Origin of the sequence: Vibrio sp. 14N.309.X.WAT.E.F5, assembly GCF_030397615.1 — a bacterium.
Taxonomy (GTDB): domain Bacteria; phylum Pseudomonadota; class Gammaproteobacteria; order Enterobacterales; family Vibrionaceae; genus Vibrio; species Vibrio lentus.
This window is the reverse complement of sequence record NZ_JAPNXR010000007.1, coordinates 166,892-187,955: the sequence shown is the minus strand read 5'-3', so window position 1 is coordinate 187,955 and position 21,064 is coordinate 166,892. Positions and strand designations below refer to the sequence as shown.

Annotated in this window: 14 protein-coding genes; 12 read left to right on the top strand and 2 right to left on the bottom strand. The window is 44.2% G+C overall.

Features of this window, described 5'->3' with window-relative positions; genetic code table 11:
• Positions 1-232 precede the first annotated feature (232 nt).
• The 7 genes from OW495_RS10565 (at position 233) to OW495_RS10535 (ending at position 10,968) form a co-directional block, all read left to right on the top strand.
• A complete protein-coding gene (locus OW495_RS10565) occupies positions 233-1,174 on the top strand; it encodes a triacylglycerol lipase (RefSeq protein WP_102513212.1) in 942 nt (313 codons plus the stop codon).
• Between the two features lie 39 nt (positions 1,175-1,213).
• Positions 1,214-2,107 (top strand): lipase secretion chaperone, encoded by an 894-nt coding sequence (locus tag OW495_RS10560; protein WP_289886415.1) that lies wholly within the window; start codon positions 1,214-1,216, stop codon positions 2,105-2,107.
• Between the two features lie 311 nt (positions 2,108-2,418).
• Positions 2,419-4,440: a prolyl oligopeptidase family serine peptidase gene (locus OW495_RS10555; protein ID WP_289886413.1), complete on the top strand. Its 2,022-nt coding sequence runs from the start codon at positions 2,419-2,421 to the stop codon at positions 4,438-4,440.
• On the top strand, positions 4,441-6,582 hold the full coding sequence (locus tag OW495_RS10550) for a TonB-dependent hemoglobin/transferrin/lactoferrin family receptor (RefSeq protein WP_289886412.1): 2,142 nt from the start codon (positions 4,441-4,443) through the stop codon (positions 6,580-6,582).
• Positions 6,583-6,591: 9 nt separating this feature from the next.
• Positions 6,592-8,919 (top strand): proprotein convertase P-domain-containing protein, encoded by a 2,328-nt coding sequence (locus OW495_RS10545; protein WP_289886411.1) that lies wholly within the window; start codon positions 6,592-6,594, stop codon positions 8,917-8,919.
• Positions 8,920-8,923: 4 nt separating this feature from the next.
• Positions 8,924-10,408, top strand: coding sequence for a DUF1566 domain-containing protein (locus OW495_RS10540; RefSeq protein ID WP_289886409.1), 1,485 nt, complete (start codon positions 8,924-8,926; stop codon positions 10,406-10,408).
• A gap of 2 nt (positions 10,409-10,410) precedes the next feature.
• On the top strand, positions 10,411-10,968 hold the full coding sequence (locus OW495_RS10535; protein ID WP_289886407.1) for a DUF1566 domain-containing protein: 558 nt from the start codon (positions 10,411-10,413) through the stop codon (positions 10,966-10,968).
• A gap of 101 nt (positions 10,969-11,069) precedes the next feature.
• On the opposite strand, the gene OW495_RS10530 is transcribed toward OW495_RS10535, so the two are convergent.
• Positions 11,070-12,713, bottom strand: a complete 1,644-nt coding sequence (locus tag OW495_RS10530; RefSeq protein ID WP_099165821.1) for a methyl-accepting chemotaxis protein — start codon at positions 12,711-12,713, stop codon at positions 11,070-11,072.
• Between the two features lie 466 nt (positions 12,714-13,179).
• On the opposite strand from OW495_RS10530, the gene OW495_RS10525 reads away from it, so the two are divergent.
• The 5 genes from OW495_RS10525 (at position 13,180) to OW495_RS10505 (ending at position 19,242) form a co-directional block, all read left to right on the top strand.
• Positions 13,180-14,001, top strand: coding sequence for a phosphate ABC transporter substrate-binding protein (locus OW495_RS10525; RefSeq protein ID WP_017108956.1), 822 nt, complete (start codon positions 13,180-13,182; stop codon positions 13,999-14,001).
• A gap of 111 nt (positions 14,002-14,112) precedes the next feature.
• Positions 14,113-15,042 (top strand): phosphate ABC transporter permease subunit PstC, encoded by a 930-nt coding sequence (gene pstC / locus OW495_RS10520; protein ID WP_004732040.1) that lies wholly within the window; start codon positions 14,113-14,115, stop codon positions 15,040-15,042.
• A 15-nt stretch (positions 15,043-15,057) separates the two neighbouring features.
• Complete coding sequence (gene pstA / locus OW495_RS10515; RefSeq protein WP_004732038.1) at positions 15,058-15,921, top strand: phosphate ABC transporter permease PstA; 864 nt, start codon at positions 15,058-15,060, stop codon at positions 15,919-15,921.
• Between the two features lie 90 nt (positions 15,922-16,011).
• Positions 16,012-16,761 (top strand): phosphate ABC transporter ATP-binding protein PstB, encoded by a 750-nt coding sequence (gene pstB / locus OW495_RS10510; RefSeq protein ID WP_004732036.1) that lies wholly within the window; start codon positions 16,012-16,014, stop codon positions 16,759-16,761.
• A 336-nt stretch (positions 16,762-17,097) separates the two neighbouring features.
• Complete coding sequence (locus OW495_RS10505) at positions 17,098-19,242, top strand: GGDEF domain-containing protein (RefSeq protein ID WP_289886404.1); 2,145 nt, start codon at positions 17,098-17,100, stop codon at positions 19,240-19,242.
• A 137-nt stretch (positions 19,243-19,379) separates the two neighbouring features.
• Here OW495_RS10505 and OW495_RS10500 read toward each other — a convergent pair whose 3' ends face one another.
• Positions 19,380-21,062, bottom strand: a complete 1,683-nt coding sequence (locus OW495_RS10500; RefSeq protein WP_289886403.1) for a BatD family protein — start codon at positions 21,060-21,062, stop codon at positions 19,380-19,382.
• Positions 21,063-21,064 lie beyond the last annotated feature (2 nt).

Sequence of the window (21,064 nt, the reverse complement as noted above, 5' to 3'; positions counted from 1 at the left end):
AATTGGGTCGACATAATTGAAAGCGTAGCTTTATGCTTTTTGATTAAATGTTAATTCAATCAATTGGTTATGCAGTTGATGTTTTGGTCTGATTTTGTTTGTCTAATGTTCATCACAACTGTTTAATTCAAGTTCAATATCACAAATATCGAGTTGTTATTTTATGTTTTATAAAATCATCAACTACGGTTCTTTTACTCATCAGAGGTCTAATCTGTTTAAGGAAAGAGCATTGAAAAAGATATTAATTTGGACGATAGCCTGTCTATCCAGTTTTGGCGCTTATGCCGGAACAAGCGCATCGGCATTAGAGGTCAGTGGATACACACAAACGAAACACCCCATTATGTTGGTACATGGTTTGTTTGGTTTCGATACATTAGCGGGTGTCGATTACTTCTATGGCGTACCTGAATCCCTAACCAAAGATGGTGCGAGCGTCTATGTAGCGCAAGTATCAGCCACCAATAGCTCTGAAGTACGTGGCGAGCAATTGTTGGCTCAAGTTGAAACACTGTTAGCCGCGACAGGGGCTAGTAAGGTGAACCTAGTTGGTCACAGCCACGGCGGACCAACAGCACGCTATGTGGCATCAGTACGTCCTGATTTGGTTGCTTCGGTGACGAGCATTGGTGGTGTTCATAAAGGCTCGAAAGTCGCCGACCTCGTGCGTGGAACCGTATCAGAAGGCTCAGCCGCGGAAGGTATTGCGGTTAAGTTGGCTGGTGGATTGACGACGCTTATCAACCTATTATCTGGCGGAACGGATCTTGATCAAGATGGCCTTGCATCGCTTGAAGCGTTGACCACTGAAGGTTCGCTTGCATTCAATCAGTTTTACCCTGAAGGCGTTCCGACGTCTGCGTGTGGTGATGGTGAATGGCAAGCAAACAACGGTGTTTATTACTATTCATGGACAGGATCTTCCACTTTTACCAACCTTCTTGATCCTACCGACGGAGCGATGACAATCCTTGGTTTAGCCTTTAACGAACCTAATGACGGGTTAGTGGGAGCATGTAGCGCTCATTTGGGCAAAGTGATTGGTGATGATTACAAAATGAACCACCTAGACGAGATTAATGGGTTGTTGGGTATCCATCATCTCTTTGAGACTGATCCAGTGACGTTATATCGTCAACACGCGAATCGATTGAAGTTGGCTGGCCTGTAGGCCGCATTGCCCATAAGTTAAGATCATAAGGAAAATATAATGAAAAAGATCGCCATTTTGTCGATAACCACGATAGCCCTGATGAGTACAGCGGCGGTCTTTTTATATCTAAAGAAGGAAGATACAAGTTCATATAATAACAGCGAACAAAGCGCTTCTTTATTGAAGGTCGCTTCTCAACAAGATACTGAAATCGATAACGCATCAGCCAAAGACATGATGGAATATTTCGTGTCAGGCAATACAGAATTAACCCTCGAAGATATTCGTGACAACGTGGCAAAACACCACGAGCAATCACAGGTCGCGATCGTTGATGAGGCACTGTTTGCCAAATATCTTGAGTACAAGTCGGCACTGACATCACTAGATGTCCAATTTGATACCACCTCAATATCCGCAGAGGACCTACGCGCACTGAATCAAGCTCTCCTCGATCTTCAAGCGCAGTTTTTCAGTGAGAGTGAGATAAGTATTTTGTTTACCCATGACAATAAAATGAGGGAAATCGCTTTAGAAAAGTTACTTCTGAAACAAGAAGGGCTAGACGAGTTAGAATATCAGCAAAGGCTTGAGTCTTATCTATCTGAACAGCCAGATTACGTTCAAACGAGCCATCAGAATCAGGTATTACTCCCACAGCTATCCAGTTCAGAAGGTCTAGACGAACAAGGTAAATACTTGAAAAGAAGCGAACTGGTCGGAGAAGAAGCGACACAGAGGCTCGAAGCGCTTGATCAACAAAGGGCGGACTTTGATGGAGCTTTAGATATTTACTTTGTTGAACGAAATGACATTTTGAATGACTCAGCACTCTCAGAAATTGAACAAAAAGAAACGATTGCCCAGCTTAGAGAAACTCATTTTCAGCCACAACAGCTGAGAAGGGTAGAAGCGATTGAAAGAATCAGAGCTGCTGAGAACGGTCAGTAAGGTTTGCTGAGCTAACGACGTTAGCCAAATTTTCAAAATTGCCTTAGTGGAGATAGTCGCTTCACAAACTTAGTAAACGTTTGCTTATTCTGTTAATTGAGGATTTTATGATTGAAATAAACACTATCGACTGATTTATCTGGCTTATCTAAATATAAATCCCTTCCATAACGACAATAGTAATCCATCATTAATTGATGCCCTTCTCGTGATTAATCTCACATAATTATGCAAATGATAATTGATCTCATTATCGTTTGGGTGCAGTATACGCGAAATTTATTAAATTAGCGTATGGATTTGTTGTATTTATGAAAGCGTGTGTGTTGTTAGCTTTTGCGCTCTTACTGACGGGAGCGGTTAGCGCATCTGATCAGTTCTCTTGGCTCAGAGATGATTCTCGTAGTGCAAGTAAAGTACTCAATTATCTTAATCAACAGAATGATAAAACTCAGTTATATCAAGAGCGTATTGATCATTTGAGCAAATCCCTACAACAGAAGTGGCAAGACAATCGCCCTGAACGCACCGATAAACCATGGCAGGAAATCGGTGGTTACGAGTATGCGATCCTAAATCACAAGGGCAAAAGAGCTTTGTTGTCCCGATTAGTTGGGAGTGAGGATTTGATCGAGTTGCTTAACATTGATGCTCGTTCTGCCGAGCATGATTACTATCAGTTAGGTGATTGGGCACTCGACTCAACTAAAACCAAGCTCGCGGTAGCAGAAGATATTACGGGCACTGAACAGTATCGAGTGAGTGTTGTAGACCTGCAAACTCAACAAGTTACACCGGTAGCTCAAAATGTAGACAGTTCGCTTGCGTGGTCGAAAGACGATCAATCTCTGTATTTGATTCAACTTGAACAACAAACTTCGAGACCTTATGCGTTAACGAAGTACTTCTTAAACCAGTCAAAGCCGATTCAATTAATGGAAGAACAGGACTCCGCTTGGTTGCTTTCGTATTATCTTTCTAGTGATACGCAATTTGCTGTGGTTCAGGCAAACAGTGAAAACTCCAGCGAGCAACGTTTGTTAAACCTTGATAGCGGCGAAGTCTCTGAACCACTTTTACCACGTAAAGCGGGGGTGGAATACTACGTTGATGTTGCGGGTTCTATGTTGTTTGCCAACAGTAATCACGAGCGCAATGGTTTTGCTTTTTACTCTGCACCACTTACTCAGGCTACACATATCAACCTTTGGCGAACGGTTTTTGAACCAACGGACGAATCTAGAATCAGTAACTTCTATTTGTTTGAGTCTGGCGCTGTAGTTGTTAGCCAGATTGGCGCGTCTCAATCTTTGCACTTCTTCGATAATGACAATCGCTATCGTTCAAGCCAGTTATTGGCTGACGCAGGCCAAGTTGCTTGGGTAAGCCAAGTGGGCGACTATCAAAGTAACAAATTGCACATTCGCTGCATGTCTTTGACTCAGCCTGCGAAGTGGGACCGGCTGAATACTGATACTTTACAACGAGAAGGCTTCTCTCAAGACGATTACCCTCAATACCAACAATCAGCGTATCAAACCGAGCAAGTCATGGTGAATTCTGGTGGGGTAACGATTCCAGTCACACTGGCTTATCGCGAAGATAAATTGACTAAGACTACACCAGTGTTTTTATACGGGTACGGTGCTTATGGCATGACGATGAAGCCCTACTTTATGCCCCAAATCATTAGTCTACTTGATGAGGGTGTAATTTATGCGATTGCACATGTTCGAGGTGGGGGCTTCTATGGTGACGCTTGGTATCAAGCAGGTAAGGGGATCAACAAAGAAAATGCCATCTTGGATTTCATCGCCGCTGCTCGTGATTTGACGACATACAATCTAGGTAAGCGCTCTATTTACGCGATGGGTGGAAGTGCTGGTGGCACTCTTGTTGCTGCCGCCTTAAATCAGGCTCCTGACTTGTTTGATGGTGCTGTCCTTAAAGTGCCCTTTGTCGACGTTGTGAACAGCATGTCTGATTCTGAATTGCCTCTAACGGCTCAGCAGTACGGTGAGTGGGGCAACCCAAATATCGCCGATGAATTGAAGGTAATGCAGCAATATGATCCTTATCTGAATCTTAGCGAACAAAATTACCCACCAATATTGATCCAGGTTGGCCTGAATGACAGCCGCGTACCTTATTGGGAAGGGGCTAAGTATTACGCAAAACTAAGCGAGCTAACGACTGGAAGTGGTCCCTATCTATTGTCGACAAACTTTACTCAAGGACATTCGACAGACAGACGACAGTCTTTAGCACAACAAGCGTTTGAATACGCATTCCTTTTATCACTTACCCTGAAAGACATTAAAGCGGAGCAGTAAATGAAGCTTTCCCCCCTATCAGCGGCAGTACTGAGCGTACTTGCTGCCAACGTCGTGCACGCCGAATCTGAGGTTTACCACTTTGAAGAAGTGATTGTAACAGCCAATAAAATAGAGCAACCGTTATCTGAAGTAGCAGGTTCAGTAGCCGTGATCACAGGTGAAGAGCTAGAAAAAAAAGGCGCAACGGAGCTTTATGATGCAATAAAGAGTGAGCCTGGTGTCAGTGTTTCTGGGGGAGCCGGTCGACCTCAAAACATTACGATCCGTGGGATGACAGGTAACCGGATTTTGATTGTGAAAGACGGAATAAAGTCTGCTGATGGCTTTGGTGCCAACGATATCAATGACAAGGTAGGGCGTAACTCGTTTGATATGTCTAACTTGGAAAGTATTGAGGTTATAAAAGGGGCGAGTTCATCCGTTTACGGTTCAGGCGCTATCGGTGGCGTTGTGGTGGTTAGGACGAAAAAGCCGGGAGATTACCTCGGAGATAAAGACTTCTACAGCGACGTCTCTGCAACCTATACCGGTATCAGTAATAAATACAAAGGTGCGACAAACCTTGCTTTCCGTTCAGGAAAGTTCGAAAGCTTAGTCAACCTTTCTTATTGGGAAGGTGAAGAAACACGTAACTTTGATGAGGACCTTTATAACCGGGAGATAGATGGCGTCGGTGGTGGTTACACTCTGAACTACTGGTCAAGTGATGCGTTGATGCTCAAAGGCAATGTCGAGTACTACAAAGATAATCTAAGTCGAAAAGAAGGATCCTCGAAGATCCAAAAAGACGGAAAATGGGACAATGAAGATTTTGACCAACAGTCTTATACCGAGACGTTTTCTGCGTATGCGGGGTTTGAGTACCTACCTGCCAATACTTGGTTTGAAGAATTAGATGCCAAGATCTATTGGCGTGATATGACTAATGAAGATACCACTAATCGTTTGATGTCTCGAACCAACAACAACGTTTCCGAGTTACGTAGAACGATTGATGTTCGTGGTTTCACCGATCAGCTTCTTGGTGCAAACGCCGATTTTATTAGTGCCTTCCAACATCAAAACATGAGCCATATCTTGTCTTATGGTGTGAATATGGAAACCAACCTCCATGAGCGTCCAAGTCAATCGTCTGTTTTAGACTGGAACGGAGTGTCACTTAACGCGGATGTCCCTTTTGCTCCAGCTCGCTCTTACAATTTTGCTGCTTTTATTCGTGACGCGATTGAAATTGACCATTGGACTGTGACGGCAGGAGCCCGTTTTGATTTACACCAGTTGAAACCTGAGTCACAGAGCACGATCAATGGCTATGAAGTGAAGGAACAAAATTCGAGTGAGTTTTCTCCTAGCTTATCGGTGAGTTATCAGTTAACAGACTCGCTAAATACATACCTTTCGTACAACCACGGCTTTAGAGCTCCGGGTTATGACAAAATTTATGGTTATCAGAACCATGATTTTGTCCCAATTACCCCATTTGTCATTGTGCCTAATATGGACCTAGAGGCCGAAACCAGTGATTCGTTTGAATTAGGCAGTAAGTTTGATAATGGACAAACACAGCTATATGCGGCCGTTTTCTATCAGAAGTTCGATAATTTTATCGACGTTAAACAGATCACATTTGTACCGGATCCAAATACAGGTAACTACTACAAGCAGTATCAAAACGTAAATGGAGTCGAGACATATGGCATTGAAGCTTCTCTCGCACACCGTTTAAGCGATTTTTGGAGTGTGAGTACTAAAGTCGGCTACGTTGATGGAGAAGATGAGGATGGAGAAAAAGTTCGTACGCTAACACCTTGGGAAGGCAATGCTGAGGTTACTTATGACGATAACGCCTTCTCCGCTTATGCGCAGGTTAATTGGGCGCAAGCGATGGATAATGTCCCTCAATGTGAAGATGATTTAGGTATCGTTACTGACTGTGCGACCACCTCTGGCTGGGCGAGTGTTGACTTGGGGGTAAGTTACTCTTGGAACTTTGGCTTGGATGTCAGCGCCAATGTGATGAACCTATTCGACAAAGAATACATCCGATACCAAGACGTGGCGGGCATTGCGAACAGCAATAAAATCTACTCCACAGAACCTGGCCGTTACTTCACCGTTAACGCCAAGTATGCGTTTTAAGGAGGACATATGAAAAAGAGTCCTCTATACCTCGCTTTGTTGTTGGTTTCAGCAACAAGCAGTGCTGCCGAGTGGGATTACCCAATTGGTAATACCGTTGTGACAACGCAACAAGAAGCGAAGGCTTATTTAGAAGAAGCTTATCCTGACGTTGGTACCCTGAGGTTTCGCTATGAAACACAGTCTAAGTTGGGACACCACTACAACTTCGACTTATTGATCGAAGGTGAGTACCAACAACAGAAATCTGTGGTTCTATCCACTAACTCTGACGAACAGGTTTCACGCGTTTTCAGAAGCTTAGAAAATACCGTGTTACTCAACGGAAATCCGACAACGGCTGCTGAGCTGGAAGTTCCTCGTTTGTTAGAAGCAGAGCGAGCGCCAAGCTTAAGCAGTGGGCAAGTTGTTGCTACTCATGTGAACGTGTTCAGTCCAGATTTGAGAACCATGGACAGAGCTGCACCACCAGAAACTTTATTAACCGATGTCAGCCAATACCCGAGTCTTCCACATTATGTACAAACTGATGTGGAGGTATTGAACCATAGCGATGGTATCTACCTTACCAATGCTCGTGTATCTCAGGTTGATGCAACAGCCTTGTATTCACTTGACCCAGACTCAGGTGCGACAACGGACCGTGACACTTCAAATTTTCTCGCAGCTGAAGGTCTCACAAAGTTTGCCGATCTGAACGAGCTGCAAAATGTGGATTGGCAAGATGTGCGATTCCCTCAATTGATGGTATTTGCCCATCTAGATCAGTCCTTAAGCTATATCAGTAGCTTGGGCTTTAATCTGTTTGATGCCCCGCTTGAGTTCGATGGCAGAGGCTTATCTGCAGATAACTCGACATACTATTATGGCCCCAAAGCGGCTTTGTTTGGTATCGGCGGTGGCTCTCCAGATGCATTAGATGGTGACGTAATTCTGCATGAGCTTGGACACGGAATTCATTATCACATAGTAAAAGATTGGGCTTATGGTCATACAGGTGCCATCGGCGAAGGGTTTGGAGACTACTGGGCGGGCAGCTTTAGCTTTCGTACTCAATATGAAAATGCACAGACTCGCGGGCAAGAGTTCGAGATAGATACTGTCTTTAACTGGGATGGTTACTTCGGCGTCAGGAATACTACTCGTAGCCTATGGAACCAAAGAGCACGTTACTTTAGACAAGCGGAATATCGCCCTCATGAAAGTGTTGCTGGCGAACTAGGTGATGAGCTTTGGTCAACACCTTTATTCCAGGCTCTAAAAGCCTCAGTTGAGCTGCATGGTGAGATCGCTTTTAAAGAGTTTGACTCAATCATACTCGAGTCTATGTACGGGTTGGGTCGTGGATTGAAAATGCACGACCTAGCTGAGAGCACACTGTTTGTGGCTCAAAAGCTGTATCCGAATCGAGATTATGCCGAAATACTGAAGCAAAAGTTTGATGTGCATGGATTGATCATTGAGCCATTTAAAGTAGAGGTTCCTGATCGTTATGTTAATCCAAAGAAGCCGTTGACGATGGAATTGTACCCGACGTTAAGACAGGCTCAAGTGGATGGCCAAATCAATATTTCAGGATTGATGAAGTCGTTTGTTAGTCCTCCGGTTAACCAACTAACGATTGAAGCGACACTTCCTACAGGAGAGATGTGTGGCTCTTCAGTCGCGATGAATACGAGTGTCGATTACCGATACAACGACGTCCTCAAATCACAAAATTGGCAACATGATTTGTCTCTTGTATATGGCTTACCTGTACTCGAATCCGATATCAAAGAAGTGAACAGTTACCTTCCTGATAGCCGGTTTAGCTCAACTAATCAGCCGATCGTTGGCTTTAAAACATTCAATTTCACTCTAAATGGCACGGCTCAGATCGCAGACGAAAATTTCGGTCTGTATTTAGATATCGATCACCCTCGGTTGAGTGATTTAGTGGTGACCCTTATTTCCCCGAAGGGAACACGAGTCGATTTACTTAACCATAAATCGACGCGATTTTCTGGCTTTGATGGTTACTTCACACTTAAGCATGACTCGGTTCTTGATTCGTTTAAGGGTGAGCCTATTAACGGGTCTTGGCGTTTAGAAATTGCCGATTACGTAAATGGTGAAACTGGGCACTTAAAACGGTGGGGGCTTGGCACGATTTCGAAATACGAATGTGGAGAAACAACGACTTCACCTCAAGAACCAACAGTTACCAGTGGCTCTTCTGGTGGTTCAGCTTCACTCATATCAATTCTATTCATGTCCTTGCTCTCGTTCGGCAGGTCATTTGGTACGCGTTACTTGTCTCTAATGGCAAGGCTCTTTAAAAACAAAACAAGAAGATAACTCTATGAAACCTCAATTGACGATTTTGGCCATCTCTTTGGCTCTTGCTGGCTGCGGTGGTTCGGGCGGTTCCGATACCTCTGCATCAGCAGCACCAACCTATACCGTGTCAGGTACAGTGACAGCACAGAATGTAGATTTACAAAGTAAGGTCTGTGCAGACATAAATCAAAACTACATGTGTGATAGTGGAGAACCAAGTTCGACGGCTAACGCGAATGGCGAATTTAGTATTACCAGCACTAAGAAGTCGATTTTATCGGTTCCTTTGTTAGCTCAGGTGGATACGGGGATTGCAGCCAATAGCACGAGCGCTTCTGCATCTTCTTACGCTTATATTGCCGCTCCCGGTCTTCAAAAAAATACGGGAAATGAGATTAATGGTATCAGTTCACTATTGGCGGGTTATGTCGCGGACGGATTGACAGTTGCTGAGGCAAACAACAAATTAAAAGCGCAGTTGGCGAAAAGTGGCATCACGATCTCTGGCGATATCCAAGACGATTTATCTGCATCTGAACTCGCGAGTCTGGAACAAAATATCGTATCAACAATTAAGGCGTTTAAGCACTCTAATCGTGCGTTCATGCTGGCTCAATTGAGTGCGAAATTTGATAAGAGTGCGGCCGATTATGTAGGTGGAGTACTCACTAATGACCAAGTTACTGCTTTTGCAAATTTCCTCGAAGGAGAGCTAAAAGCTGCGACAGCATTGAATGATACGGGTGTTTTACGCTATTTCTCAGATATCGATGACACACAAAATGTCGTTGAACCACAGAGTTCATTCCCAGGTCAAGATGCAGAATACGGCTTTGATAAAACAGAGCTGAATGACAATACCGGCAATGGTTTCCAGTTCGCAAAGTTAGATTCAAGTGGTCAGGTGCTTGCTGATGATGCTGCGGAGTGGTCTTGTGTTTTGGATCAACGCAGTGGCTTGATTTGGGAATCGAAAACGGATGACGAAAGCTCTATTCAATATAAAGATCGCATATTAGCGCTTGAGCTACCCGGACTAGTAACGCCTTACGATCAAGATGTTGATTTAGCGACGTGTAAAACGAAAGGCGATGCGATATGTACCACTCAAGATTACGTTGAACATATCAATGCAATGAACTTATGCGGCAAGTCAGATTGGCGCTTGCCAACATTCAATGAATTCTACAACGTGCTCGACTTCGGTGAGATAGAAACCAACTCGGATGGTGAAGTTTATGGTTTAACTTACAAGTACTTCCCACATCAAACCCTTGGTATTGACTATACGGCTTACACTGGTTCGGTATGGACTCAATCCATTACTTATAGCCAATATACAAACACAGCTGTTGAAGGTGGCTTCTATTACAACGAGATTGGAACCCAGGGTTCAGATAGAGGGGTTGTTGGTTCTATAGAGATCTATTCAGGTGATGTTGATTCTTCGGATAATTATGACTCGTTCCAATTCCCAATTCGTTTAGTTTCACTACAAGGTCAATAGATATGAAAAATTTACTCTCCATCACTTTAATAGCTCTGTTTTCTGCGGGTGCAATGGCACAAGAGTGCAGTTTAGATATGGAAAAATCGGCTCCGAGCACGCGTTATGTTGCGAATGATAATGGGACGTTTAGCGATGAACTGACAGGGTTAACTTGGATGCGTTGCCAACTGGGTAAAACTTGGGATACGAAGACATTAGCTTGTAGTGGGCCTGCTGAAACGTATCACTGGCAGAGTGCTCTCTCTATGGTTGAATCAATCAATGATCAGAGTGGCAGTCATGCGTTGCATCAGTTCGGCGGTGAAAAAGAGTGGCGCATGCCAAACATCAAAGAGTTAGTGTCATTGAAAGAAGTGGCTTGCCATTCTCCAGCAATAAGTCACAAGGTGTTTGGTGATACGTTTAACGTTGAAGCTGGAAACTTAGCTTCGTTTATATGGAGTTCAACTCCTGCGAGTGATGGTCAGAGCGTGATGACGTTTGATTCGATTAATGGTGAGGTTTACCAGTACAACGCCGCACAATATAAATTTAGCGTCTTGTTAGTTGCAGAATGATTTAGTTCTTAATGCGTAAATAAAAAGGCCGTGGTTTTCCACGGCCTTTTAGGTTCTGGTATATAGGTCTTAACTTAGATCTGAAGCTTAGACCTTAAACCCTATACCTTAAAATAATCCAACTGCTGCTTTTGCTGCTCGGCTAGGTTAGATAGCTCGTGGCTCGCTGCTGCGGCTTGAGTAATGCCGGTTACGTTTTGGCTTACTAGGCTGTAGATGTTTGAGATATTACGGTTGATGTCTGCAGTCACTTGGCTTTGTTCTTCTGCGGCAGAGGCAACTTGAGTGTTAATCTCAGTCATGTCGGTTACCGAGTTCGCAATACCAGAAAGGGCTGCGCTCACCTCGCCTGAGAGCGTTTGGTTGTGCTCTAACATCGACAGTGAACTGCTCATGCTCTCATTGGCGTTACCCGATTGAACCTGCAAGCCTTCGATAATTGCTTGGATCTCTTTGGTTGAATCTTGCGTACGAGCAGCCAGCATTCGAACTTCATCGGCTACCACTGCGAAACCACGGCCACTCTCACCAGCTCGTGCGGCTTCAATGGCTGCATTAAGCGCTAGAAGGTTGGTTTGTTCTGAGATGCTTTGAATCACCTCAATCACTTTACCAATTTGTTCAGAGTGCTCTTTTAGCGTGCCTACAACGTTCGCAGCTTCGCTGAGCTGAATCGCCATTTGCTCATTGGCTTGGTTGCTTTCATTAAACAAGCTCATACTGTGCGTCGCCATTTCGTCGGCTTGCTTGGAAGCTGAGTCGGCTTGTACTGCATTCTCGTTTACGTGCGATGCTGTGCTCTCAAGTTGGTTCACGGCAGAAGCCACTTGTTCCACTTCTTGCTTCTCTTGATCGGAGTTAGCACTTGATTGAGTCATCACAGCCGCCAACTCTGTTGATGCAGACGCCACTTCAATACTGATTCGAGACAGTGAGCTTACCGTGTCACGCAATTGCTCAACGGATTTGTTTACGTCTTGGGCAAGGCGAGATATTTCGTTGTCGCCATGCTCTTCTGCTTTTACTAGCAGGTTACCTTTTGCTACTTCGCGCATGGTTTCTTGGATATTGCTAAGCGGCTTAACAATGATGCCAGCCAGCGTCCAGCTGATGACTAATGCGATTGAAAGAATCACTAACAGTGCGATGGTTGCGGTATTGAGTGTGCTGGTGTGTTGCTGGCCATTGATGTCCACTTCTTGAGTAGCAATACGGTTCAGTTGCTTTGAGAGGAGGTTGATAGCTTGCACCATTTCGTTACCCGCGTGACGATATTGGTCGATTGCGATCTGATAGCGGTTATCAAAGTCAGAAGGTAGCGCTGCGCTGCCATGTTTTGCTCTTAATAGAGGAAGCATAGTGGTGCGAGAAAAGTCGACGTAGTGATTCATCGCTTTGCTCATTGCGGCCACTTCATCTTGCATGCCTGGTACGGTATCAAGCGAGCTTAGTAGGCGAGTATTTTGGTCACGTTTTTGATTTAGCGTTTCGACAAGCGTTTTGACGTCATCAGGATTAAATAAGCTATAGATTGCTTTGATGCGCATGCCGTAGCTGTTGTCGACGATTTCGCTAAGTTCTTCTTTATGCAGAATGAGCTGATCTGTTGCTGTTGATACATCTTTAAAAGCATTTTCCAGTTTGTCACCACCGATAATGACACCCGTCAAAAGTAGTACGACGGAAAAGAGTACTGGAATAAGAATTTGTATTTTTATAGATAAGCCACTGAGAAGTTGTCGCATGTATTGTCCTTCTTTGAATAAGTAAATGAGCAGAAGCAATTGTTATTATTGTTATTAGTCAGTGATTCTAACTATTGAGAATGACAATTCAATCAGTAATAGATGCTATTTTTATATATGCGATAGGTATTTCATAAATGTTGATTATTTATCGTACAAACAAGGCTTTAGCCATTTTTAAGGTAGGGTTATTTAGTACAGAACCTTGTGTGGTATTAGGTAATAAAAGGGATGGCGAGATATTGAGCGGTTTGGCTTAAACAGGTTGTAATGAATATTCAGTGCCTATGAGTGAGGCTCATTTATTACTTCAAGGTTATTTGGTAGGGGGGAAACAAGAAAATAAACTGTAGTTGTCATATAGGCTTCAATTAAGTGAAACACAACTGTCACATTCGGATTCTAAAGTAGGCCTCGTTCAAGCAAAACAACATTACGGCAATAACGCCACTAAAGGAAATTTGTGATGAAAAAGACAGTTATCGGTGCAATCGCACTACTAGGCGCTCTAACAGTGAATACAGCTTCAGCTAAAGAAACTATCTCTGTAGTTGGCTCTAACAGTGCTTCTCCACTGGTTGAAGTTTTTGCAGAAACCTACATGAATAAAGGCGAACCAGTGTTCATCGAAATTCAAGCACCGGGTTCTTCTGCAGGCATCAAAGCAGCAAAAAATGGAAGTGCTGACCTTGGTATCTCTTCTCGTGACCTAAAAGAAGAAGAGAAAACAGCTGACCTGAAAGAGCTCGTTATCGCTCGTGACGGTATCGCAGTTGTTGTTAACCCAAATAACGAAGTATCTGCTCTTACAGCTGAGCAAATCACTTCAATCTACAAAGGCGACATCACTAACTGGAAAGATGTTGGTGGTGCAGACAAGCCAATCGTAGCAATCACTCGTGATACTGCATCTGGTACACGTGGTGCATTCGAAGACATCATGAAACTTAAGAAGAAGATTGGCGACAAGAAAGTATCGGCTATCTCTCAACGTGCACAAGTTGCAAACGGTAACGGCGCACTTAAAGTTTCTGTAGCTAGCAACCCATACGCTATCGGCTTCATTTCTCTTGGTACTGTAGACAACACAGTTCAAGCTCTAACTATCGACGGCGCAGAAGCATCAGTTGATAACGTTAAGAACGGCTCTTACAAAGTTGCTCGTCCTTTCCTAGTTCTTTACAAAGCAGGCGCTCCAACAGCTGAAACTCAACAATTCCTAGACTGGATGGTTGCAGACGAAGCTCAAGCTATCGCTGGTAAGAAAGGCTACATCACAGTTAACTAATCTTAACTGACCAACACTTAATTATTGCTCAGCCTGCTTTAGGCTGAGCCTTTTCTTTCAACTTTGTTTATTTCGAGCTCTTTTTGAGCCACAAAGTTTGAGATTTTATATATGACCATCGCAAATAGTGAAAAGCTTATGAATACTGAAGCGACTCAAATCAACAAGCCAAGTCTACGTGCTAAGAAGCGTATCGACTGGAGAGAAAGAATCTTCCACGGCTTGTTCTTATCGAGTGCTGTAATCGGCATCGTATCACTAGCCGTTATCGCTTACTTTATCGTTGCAGAGAGTATCCCTGCATTCCAAGAGGCTGGTGTTTCTGGCATCGTTCTGGGCGTGGATTGGTTACCGCCAGCTCTATTCGGTGTTGCAACCATGATTGTTGCATCGATTGTATCGACGCTTGGTGCCGTAGTTGTTGGTGTACCAGTTGGTGTATTAACCGCCATTTTTATCGCTGAGATTGCTCCTAAGCGTCTTGCCGATATTATTCGACCAGCAGTTGAGCTTCTCGCGGGTATCCCGTCGGTAGTTTACGGCTTCTTCGGTCTAGTAATCATTGTTCCTATGATTCAGAACATCTTCCAAGTACCAGCGGGTAACACTATCTTCGCGGGTATCATTGTTTTGGGTATCATGATTCTTCCTACCGTTATTACGGTTTCTGAAACTTCGATCCGCGCTGTACCTCGTACGTACAAAGAAGGCTCACTGGCACTGGGTGCTTCGAAAATCTACACGATTTTTAAGTTACTCGTTCCTGCTGCACGTTCAGGCATTATGACTGGTGTGATTTTGGGTATCGGTCGTGCACTGGGTGAAACGATGGCAATCATCATGGTGATGGGTAATGCACCAGCAATGCCAGAAGGTATTTTGGATTCGGCTCGTACGCTAACCGCAAACATTGCTATTGAAATGTCTTACGCAAGTGGTATTCACGCGAGTGCACTGTACGCTACCGGCGTTGTGCTTCTGGTATTCATCATGATGTTGAATGGTGCTCTGCTTTATCTTAATCGTGAAAAAACGAAGTAGGCGAGGATAAGTAATATGGATCGCGTAAAACTAAAACAAGCACGTCAAATGAAAGATAATGTCTTGAAAGGCTTTATCTGGGCGGCAGCAGCAGTCACCGTTGGTTTCTTATTCTGGATCATTTGGTACATCCTATCGAATGGCCTGCAATACGTAGACTGGAACTTCATTACCGACGACTACACTCGTACCGGTGAAGAACGTGGTATTTTCCCAATGATCATTGCCACGATCTACATGGTTATCGCATCGATTGCAGTGGCGGCGCCACTCGGCATTATGACGGCGATATACCTAACCGAATACGCTAAAGTGGGCAGTAAACTGGTTAAAGTGATTCGTTTCTGTACCGAATCTTTAGCAGGTATTCCGTCGATTATCTTTGGTCTGTTCGGTATGACCTTCTTTGTTTCGATTCTTGGTCTTGGCTTCTCGATTCTGTCGGGTGCACTAACACTAAGTATTCTGATTCTTCCTGTAATCATTCGTACTACAGAAGAAGCATTGATGTCAGTACCACAAACTTATCGTGAAGGCTCATACGGCCTTGGCGCTTCAAAAATCTACACTATCTGGCGTTTGATCTTACCAAGCGCAATGCCAGGTATCTTAACTTCGGTCATTCTTAGTATTGGTCGTGTAATTGGCGAATCAGCCCCTGTGTTCTTAACAGCAGGTATGGTGGCACGTGTTCCTGAATCGGTATTTGATTCTGGCCGTACACTAACGGTTCACCTATATAAGCTGACAACAGAGCTATTTACTATCGATGAGTGGAACCAAGCCTACGGCACGGCAACAGTCCTAATCGTATTGGTTCTCTTGATCAACATGGTTACAAAACTGATTGCAAGACGCTTCAACACGGCAACTTACTAAGCTCATTAGCTGGCTCAACAATAAAAAGAGCCCCCGTGATAAAGAAAGCATCAAGTTAGACACGAATTTAAGAATTTAGAGAATACGACAATGAACAAATTTGATATTGAGAACCTAGATCTGTTTTACGGTGACAACCAAGCGCTTAAGTCTATCAACCTGCCAATTCCAACGCGTCAGGTAACGGCTCTGATTGGCCCATCTGGTTGTGGTAAATCGACGCTGCTACGTTGTTTGAACCGCATGAATGACCTAATTGAAGGCGTTACTATCAAAGGTAAGCTGGATATGGATGGCACGAACATCTACGGTAACATTGATGTGGCTGACCTGCGTATTCGCGTAGGTATGGTATTCCAAAAGCCAAACCCATTCCCAATGAGCATCTACGAGAATGTAGCTTACGGCTTACGTGCTCAAGGTATCAAAGACAAGAAACACATTGATGAAGTAGTAGAAAGCTCACTACGCAGTGCGGCACTTTGGGACGAAGTGAAAGACCGTCTTAAAGCACACGCGTTTGGTTTGTCTGGTGGTCAGCAACAGCGTCTATGTATCGCTCGTACGATTGCAATGGAACCGGATGTAATCCTGATGGATGAGCCTACATCGGCACTTGATCCAATCGCGACACACAAGATTGAAGAATTGATGGAAGACCTGAAGAAAGACTTCACTATCGTTATCGTAACGCACTCAATGCAGCAAGCGCGTCGTATTTCAGACCGCACGGCTTTCTTCCTAATGGGAGAGCTTGTAGAGCACAACGAAACGAGTGTTATCTTCAGCGAACCAAAAGATGATCGTACTAAAGGTTACGTAAACGGTGACTTTGGTTAATCGATTAGTTATGTGCTGTGTTTGGCCTTTTAGCAAAACCAGCACGCTAGCTGATACGCAGGTTAGATAATCGAATAGATCGACAGAATTATCACTATAACTATAAGCGATGGAAGTTTTGCCCCACTTTAGGTGGGGCTTTTTTATGCCTTTAAAAGAGCCTTTGTGTCGATGAATTTTTGGGCAGGAAATCCCATTTTTGTCGCCCTTCTCATGCTTGTGATAATGTAAAAAGTGAAATTGCGACCCGCTTAACATCTCATTTTTAGTTACATTGATTGCATATCAATGCTTCGGTATTTTTGCTTCACTCTCATTCGCCAATGGACGGAAGCTGTGCCTGTTAAAGCCTTTGCAAAACAAATATCTGCTACTCGCGACCACCGTCTGTTGGCAGAATCTCTATTTGATTACCTTGTTGAGGTGCTTACTCCGAAAGGAATAGGAATATTTGCTGAGCCGATACCGGAAAGTGAGTCGCTGCCGCTATTTTCTTTTGGTGAGGTGACGTCTCTTTCAAGCTATCCTACGACCTTCTGGCCTTGGGTGTCGCAGTTCGACACGGCTGATGGTGTTTTGCCAATGGCCATCAATACCTGTAAGTGGGAGCACATGGAGGTGTTGGGTGGTGAGTCGTTTATCATGATGCTAGACAACGCGCCTGCCTGTAGAACTTATTTAATTGTCCAAAATTGCAATGCAGAGAAGATCAACCAAACCTTTGATCAAGGGCTCGATGTTCTTCAATTAGCGGCAGCGCGTTGGCAATATATTCGTGCAGAAAAGAACGCTGCGCTGGAGATAAAATATAGAGACACACGTGAAGCGCAGTATCTTGATGAGATAAAGCTACGTGAGCTATTTGTAGAGAACATGAAGCTGGTTCATCAGGTTGCGTTAGAGCTTTCCAATCCTGAGTCGTTGGATGCATTGTATAAAGCGTCAGTAGAAGCCGTACGCGACCGTCTAGGCTTTGACCGTGCGATCTTCATGTTACTCGATATGAAAAAGCGTTGTTTTAGCGGCACTTATGGTACTGATGAGGCCGGTAAAACCAACAGCGAACATCATACCCAGTACGACTTGCATCAACTCGAAGCGGAATACATCGAAGCGTTATCAGACAATTACACCAACTTGGTTATTATCGAACAGGCACCTCTCTACACCGAAGGAAAAGTAGTAGGGCAGGGCTGGAATGGAATGTTGATCTTACGTGAAGGTGATAAACCCGTGGGTTGGATTGCAATGGATAACTACATTCATCGTTCACCAATTACCAATTACCAAAAGCAGATGCTTGAATCCTTTGGTTCTCTGCTTTCTCAAATCTACATCCGCAAACGGCAAGAACAGAACATCCGCATGTTGCACTCAAGTATGGTGGAACTGTCTCGCTGCGATAGCGTAAGCGAAGTCTGTAAATCTGCGGTTAGCTTTGCTATTCAGCACTTAGGGATAGACCGATTAGCGGTTTTTTTAACAGATAAAGGCTGCAATTACATGCAAGGCACGTGGGGCACGGATATAAAAGGCGACATTGTCGATGAATCCTATTACCGCTCAGAGCTGGTGGAGCGTGACATTGTTGCTGCAGCTCGCGCTTGCCCTAATCAAGTCGCCTTTGAAGAATCGGTGCCTATCTATCACGATTTCAATATTGTGGGAGTCGGTTGGACGGCAATGACGATGCTCACCACCAATACGGGTGAGCCGATTGCGTTTATAGCCGCGGACAATTTGTTAACTCGCAGTCCTTTAACCTCACAACTGCGTGAAGTGATACGTATCTTCGCTTCTAGTTTAGCTGAGGTACTACAGAGAACCATGGCGCAAGAGGAGCTCAAAAAGCTTAATGAGACGCTAGAGCAAGAGGTCAGTAAGCGCACTCAAGAGCTTGAACGAGCTAATGAGCAGTTGGATATCATCTCTAAATTAGACCCGCTAACACGTCTTGGAAATCGGCGTATGTTGTCGCAGGTTTTAGATGATCTAAATTGCGATGATCAAGGGGCGTTTGCCATACAAAATGAAGTCACATTCGGATTGATTCTTGTCGACCTTGATCATTTTGGTTTGTACAACACGGTTTATGGGCATACGGAAGGTGACGCTGCTCTGCGCACCATCGGCAAGATACTCAATGCTCATGTTCATAGCGATAAGGAAACCTTTTGTCGTATTGGTGGCGAGGAGTTTATGTTGTTGATGATCGGCACTCATCACTCTGAAACTAAACAGCGTGCAGAGTCGATCAGAAAATGCATTGAAGAGGCGAAGATCCTTCATTGTGAAAGCAGCACTAGCCAGTATTTAACCGCATCTGTCGGTTATGCTTCAATCACTTCTGATCAACGCCAATTCGATTTCGATCTACTGTATGGCAAGGCAGACAAAGCCTTGTATCAAGCCAAGGACTCAGGGCGAAATCGAATTGTCTCTGCTCTAAAGCGAAGAAAGGTCGCGACGCCACTGATTTAATCTGGCGTTTATTTTTCCCTATCTCAAAAACGATTGAAGCCGTGATGTTCACAATGTGGTCATCACGGCTTCGTTCTTTTTTGTTTACTTAGATTTTCTGCTTAATTAGCTTTCTGTTTACTTAGAACACCGGTTAATTAAAGTCTTTCTAATGTGCTCTTGTGTGCTTTGTTCGAGATGCGTTTTGGTTTCTTAACCGCTTTGATTGCCTCAGAAGGATCCCATGACTGACTTGGTGAGCCAGCTTCAGCATAGAGGCTCTGATTTAGCTTGGTGAGCTCAGCTTCGATCACTTCTATTGCCTCGTCACTCAAGTCTGGGTTTTCTGTTTTCCACTGTTCGAACAAAGTTCTCGTCTTCACACCGTCTTTCATTTTCAGAGCGGCAATAAGCGCTTCTGCCGTATCGGATTGACGTTCATCTTTTTGCTTTTGTTTTACTGCTGTACCGCGGCGTGACCAGAAGTAAAAAGCAACCGCAGAGCTAATTATCCATAAAGCAGCAAATAGCGCGGTTAGGTAAGGCCACATTCCAGGGTTTTCAACGGTAACAATCGTCGGGCTGGCTTGCTGAGTTGGTGTCTCCATAACAGGCGCTGGCGAGCTTGAGCTAGCGCGTTCACTTGCCTGAACCGACAACTCAAGACCAAGAGCTTTACTGATTTCTTGTGATTGTGAGTCAGTGTTAAACCAAGCTTGAGAAACATCAGGAAGCGAGATATTTCCAGCCTCTTTCGGAATCAATACTTGCTTGTAAACAACGACAGCATCACCGGATTGAGTGGTGCCAAATTGCGGTTTTTCTTCATAAACACGCACCGTTTTAGGGTAGGTGATATTCAGTTTTGGCAGTTGGTGCTGCGTTAAGTTGCTAGCCGTCATAGTAATGGTTCGAGTTAACGAATCACCGGCTTCCATTTCAATCTTCTGTTTGTCGTCACCTAAAGCATTGCCATTCGTGAGGTCATTGCCTTGGCTATCTGACCATTTCTGAATCAACTTGAAGTTCGATGTTGGTAACCACTCACCTTGATAGCCTTTTGGTACCGGATTCACTGTGACATCTAAGGTTTCAACAGGCGTGTCGAGCTGGAAAAGGCGCGTCGTGCTTGAGTTGTTGGTTGAGTAAACAACGGCACCGGTTAACTTTGGTCCTTGAAGCTGAAATTGTCCTGCTTGCTGTGACGATATATGGAAAGATTGCTGAACAACCGTGACTTCTTGTCCGTTGATAACATCTTGAAATTGCTTAGACTCTCCAATCGGTTCCACGTCTAATTGCGCTGAACTTGGTGGCGTAATTTTAGGATCTTGCAGTCTTCTAGGATCAGCCTTAATGATGAGTTTTACATCAAGCTCCGCAACCTCTTGAGGGTATAGCGAGTCTTTACTCAGATTAAGTTGAAACTCGGCCATATCACTCTGCTTTGGAGCGGCTTTATTAACCGCAACGTTGATGGTGATCGGCTTAGTTTTAGCGCCTTCAATATCAAAGCTAGGAATATCTAATCGGCCTAATCGAAGTGGGGCAAGGGTAATATTCCACTCGCTAGACACAGTGCGGCTACCATTGACGATTCGCATCGATGACCCAAAGCTTGGGGTGCCGACGTAGAAATTCTTCTGAAGGGAGGTTAGATCTAAAGCACCTGACGATACTTTTTCATCGGTTGCCACTCTAAGTAGAAAGACTTCATCTTTGGTAACACTGTTTTGCGAAACACTCGCCACAGCGGTCGCTGCGAATACAGAATGTGACGAGAAAACACCGATTAGCAGTGTCAGCAGCATTGATAAAAATGGCTTGTTTAAAAATCGCATGG

Excerpts from the sequence above, each read along its gene's own strand:
- OW495_RS10500 (WP_289886403.1), bottom strand. The coding sequence starts at position 21,062 with ATGCGATTTTTAAACAAGCCATTTTTATCAATGCTGCTGACACTGCTA.
- OW495_RS10525 (WP_017108956.1), top strand. The coding sequence starts at position 13,180 with ATGAAAAAGACAGTTATCGGTGCAATCGCACTACTAGGCGCTCTAACA.
- OW495_RS10545 (WP_289886411.1), top strand. The coding sequence starts at position 6,592 with ATGAAAAAGAGTCCTCTATACCTCGCTTTGTTGTTGGTTTCAGCAACA.
- OW495_RS10560 (WP_289886415.1), top strand. The coding sequence starts at position 1,214 with ATGAAAAAGATCGCCATTTTGTCGATAACCACGATAGCCCTGATGAGT.
- OW495_RS10555 (WP_289886413.1), top strand. The coding sequence starts at position 2,419 with ATGAAAGCGTGTGTGTTGTTAGCTTTTGCGCTCTTACTGACGGGAGCG.
- OW495_RS10550 (WP_289886412.1), top strand. The coding sequence starts at position 4,441 with ATGAAGCTTTCCCCCCTATCAGCGGCAGTACTGAGCGTACTTGCTGCC.
- OW495_RS10540 (WP_289886409.1), top strand. The coding sequence starts at position 8,924 with ATGAAACCTCAATTGACGATTTTGGCCATCTCTTTGGCTCTTGCTGGC.
- OW495_RS10530 (WP_099165821.1), bottom strand. The coding sequence starts at position 12,713 with ATGCGACAACTTCTCAGTGGCTTATCTATAAAAATACAAATTCTTATT.
- pstA (WP_004732038.1), top strand. The coding sequence starts at position 15,058 with ATGGATCGCGTAAAACTAAAACAAGCACGTCAAATGAAAGATAATGTC.
- pstB (WP_004732036.1), top strand. The coding sequence starts at position 16,012 with ATGAACAAATTTGATATTGAGAACCTAGATCTGTTTTACGGTGACAAC.
- pstC (WP_004732040.1), top strand. The coding sequence starts at position 14,113 with ATGACCATCGCAAATAGTGAAAAGCTTATGAATACTGAAGCGACTCAA.
- OW495_RS10535 (WP_289886407.1), top strand. The coding sequence starts at position 10,411 with ATGAAAAATTTACTCTCCATCACTTTAATAGCTCTGTTTTCTGCGGGT.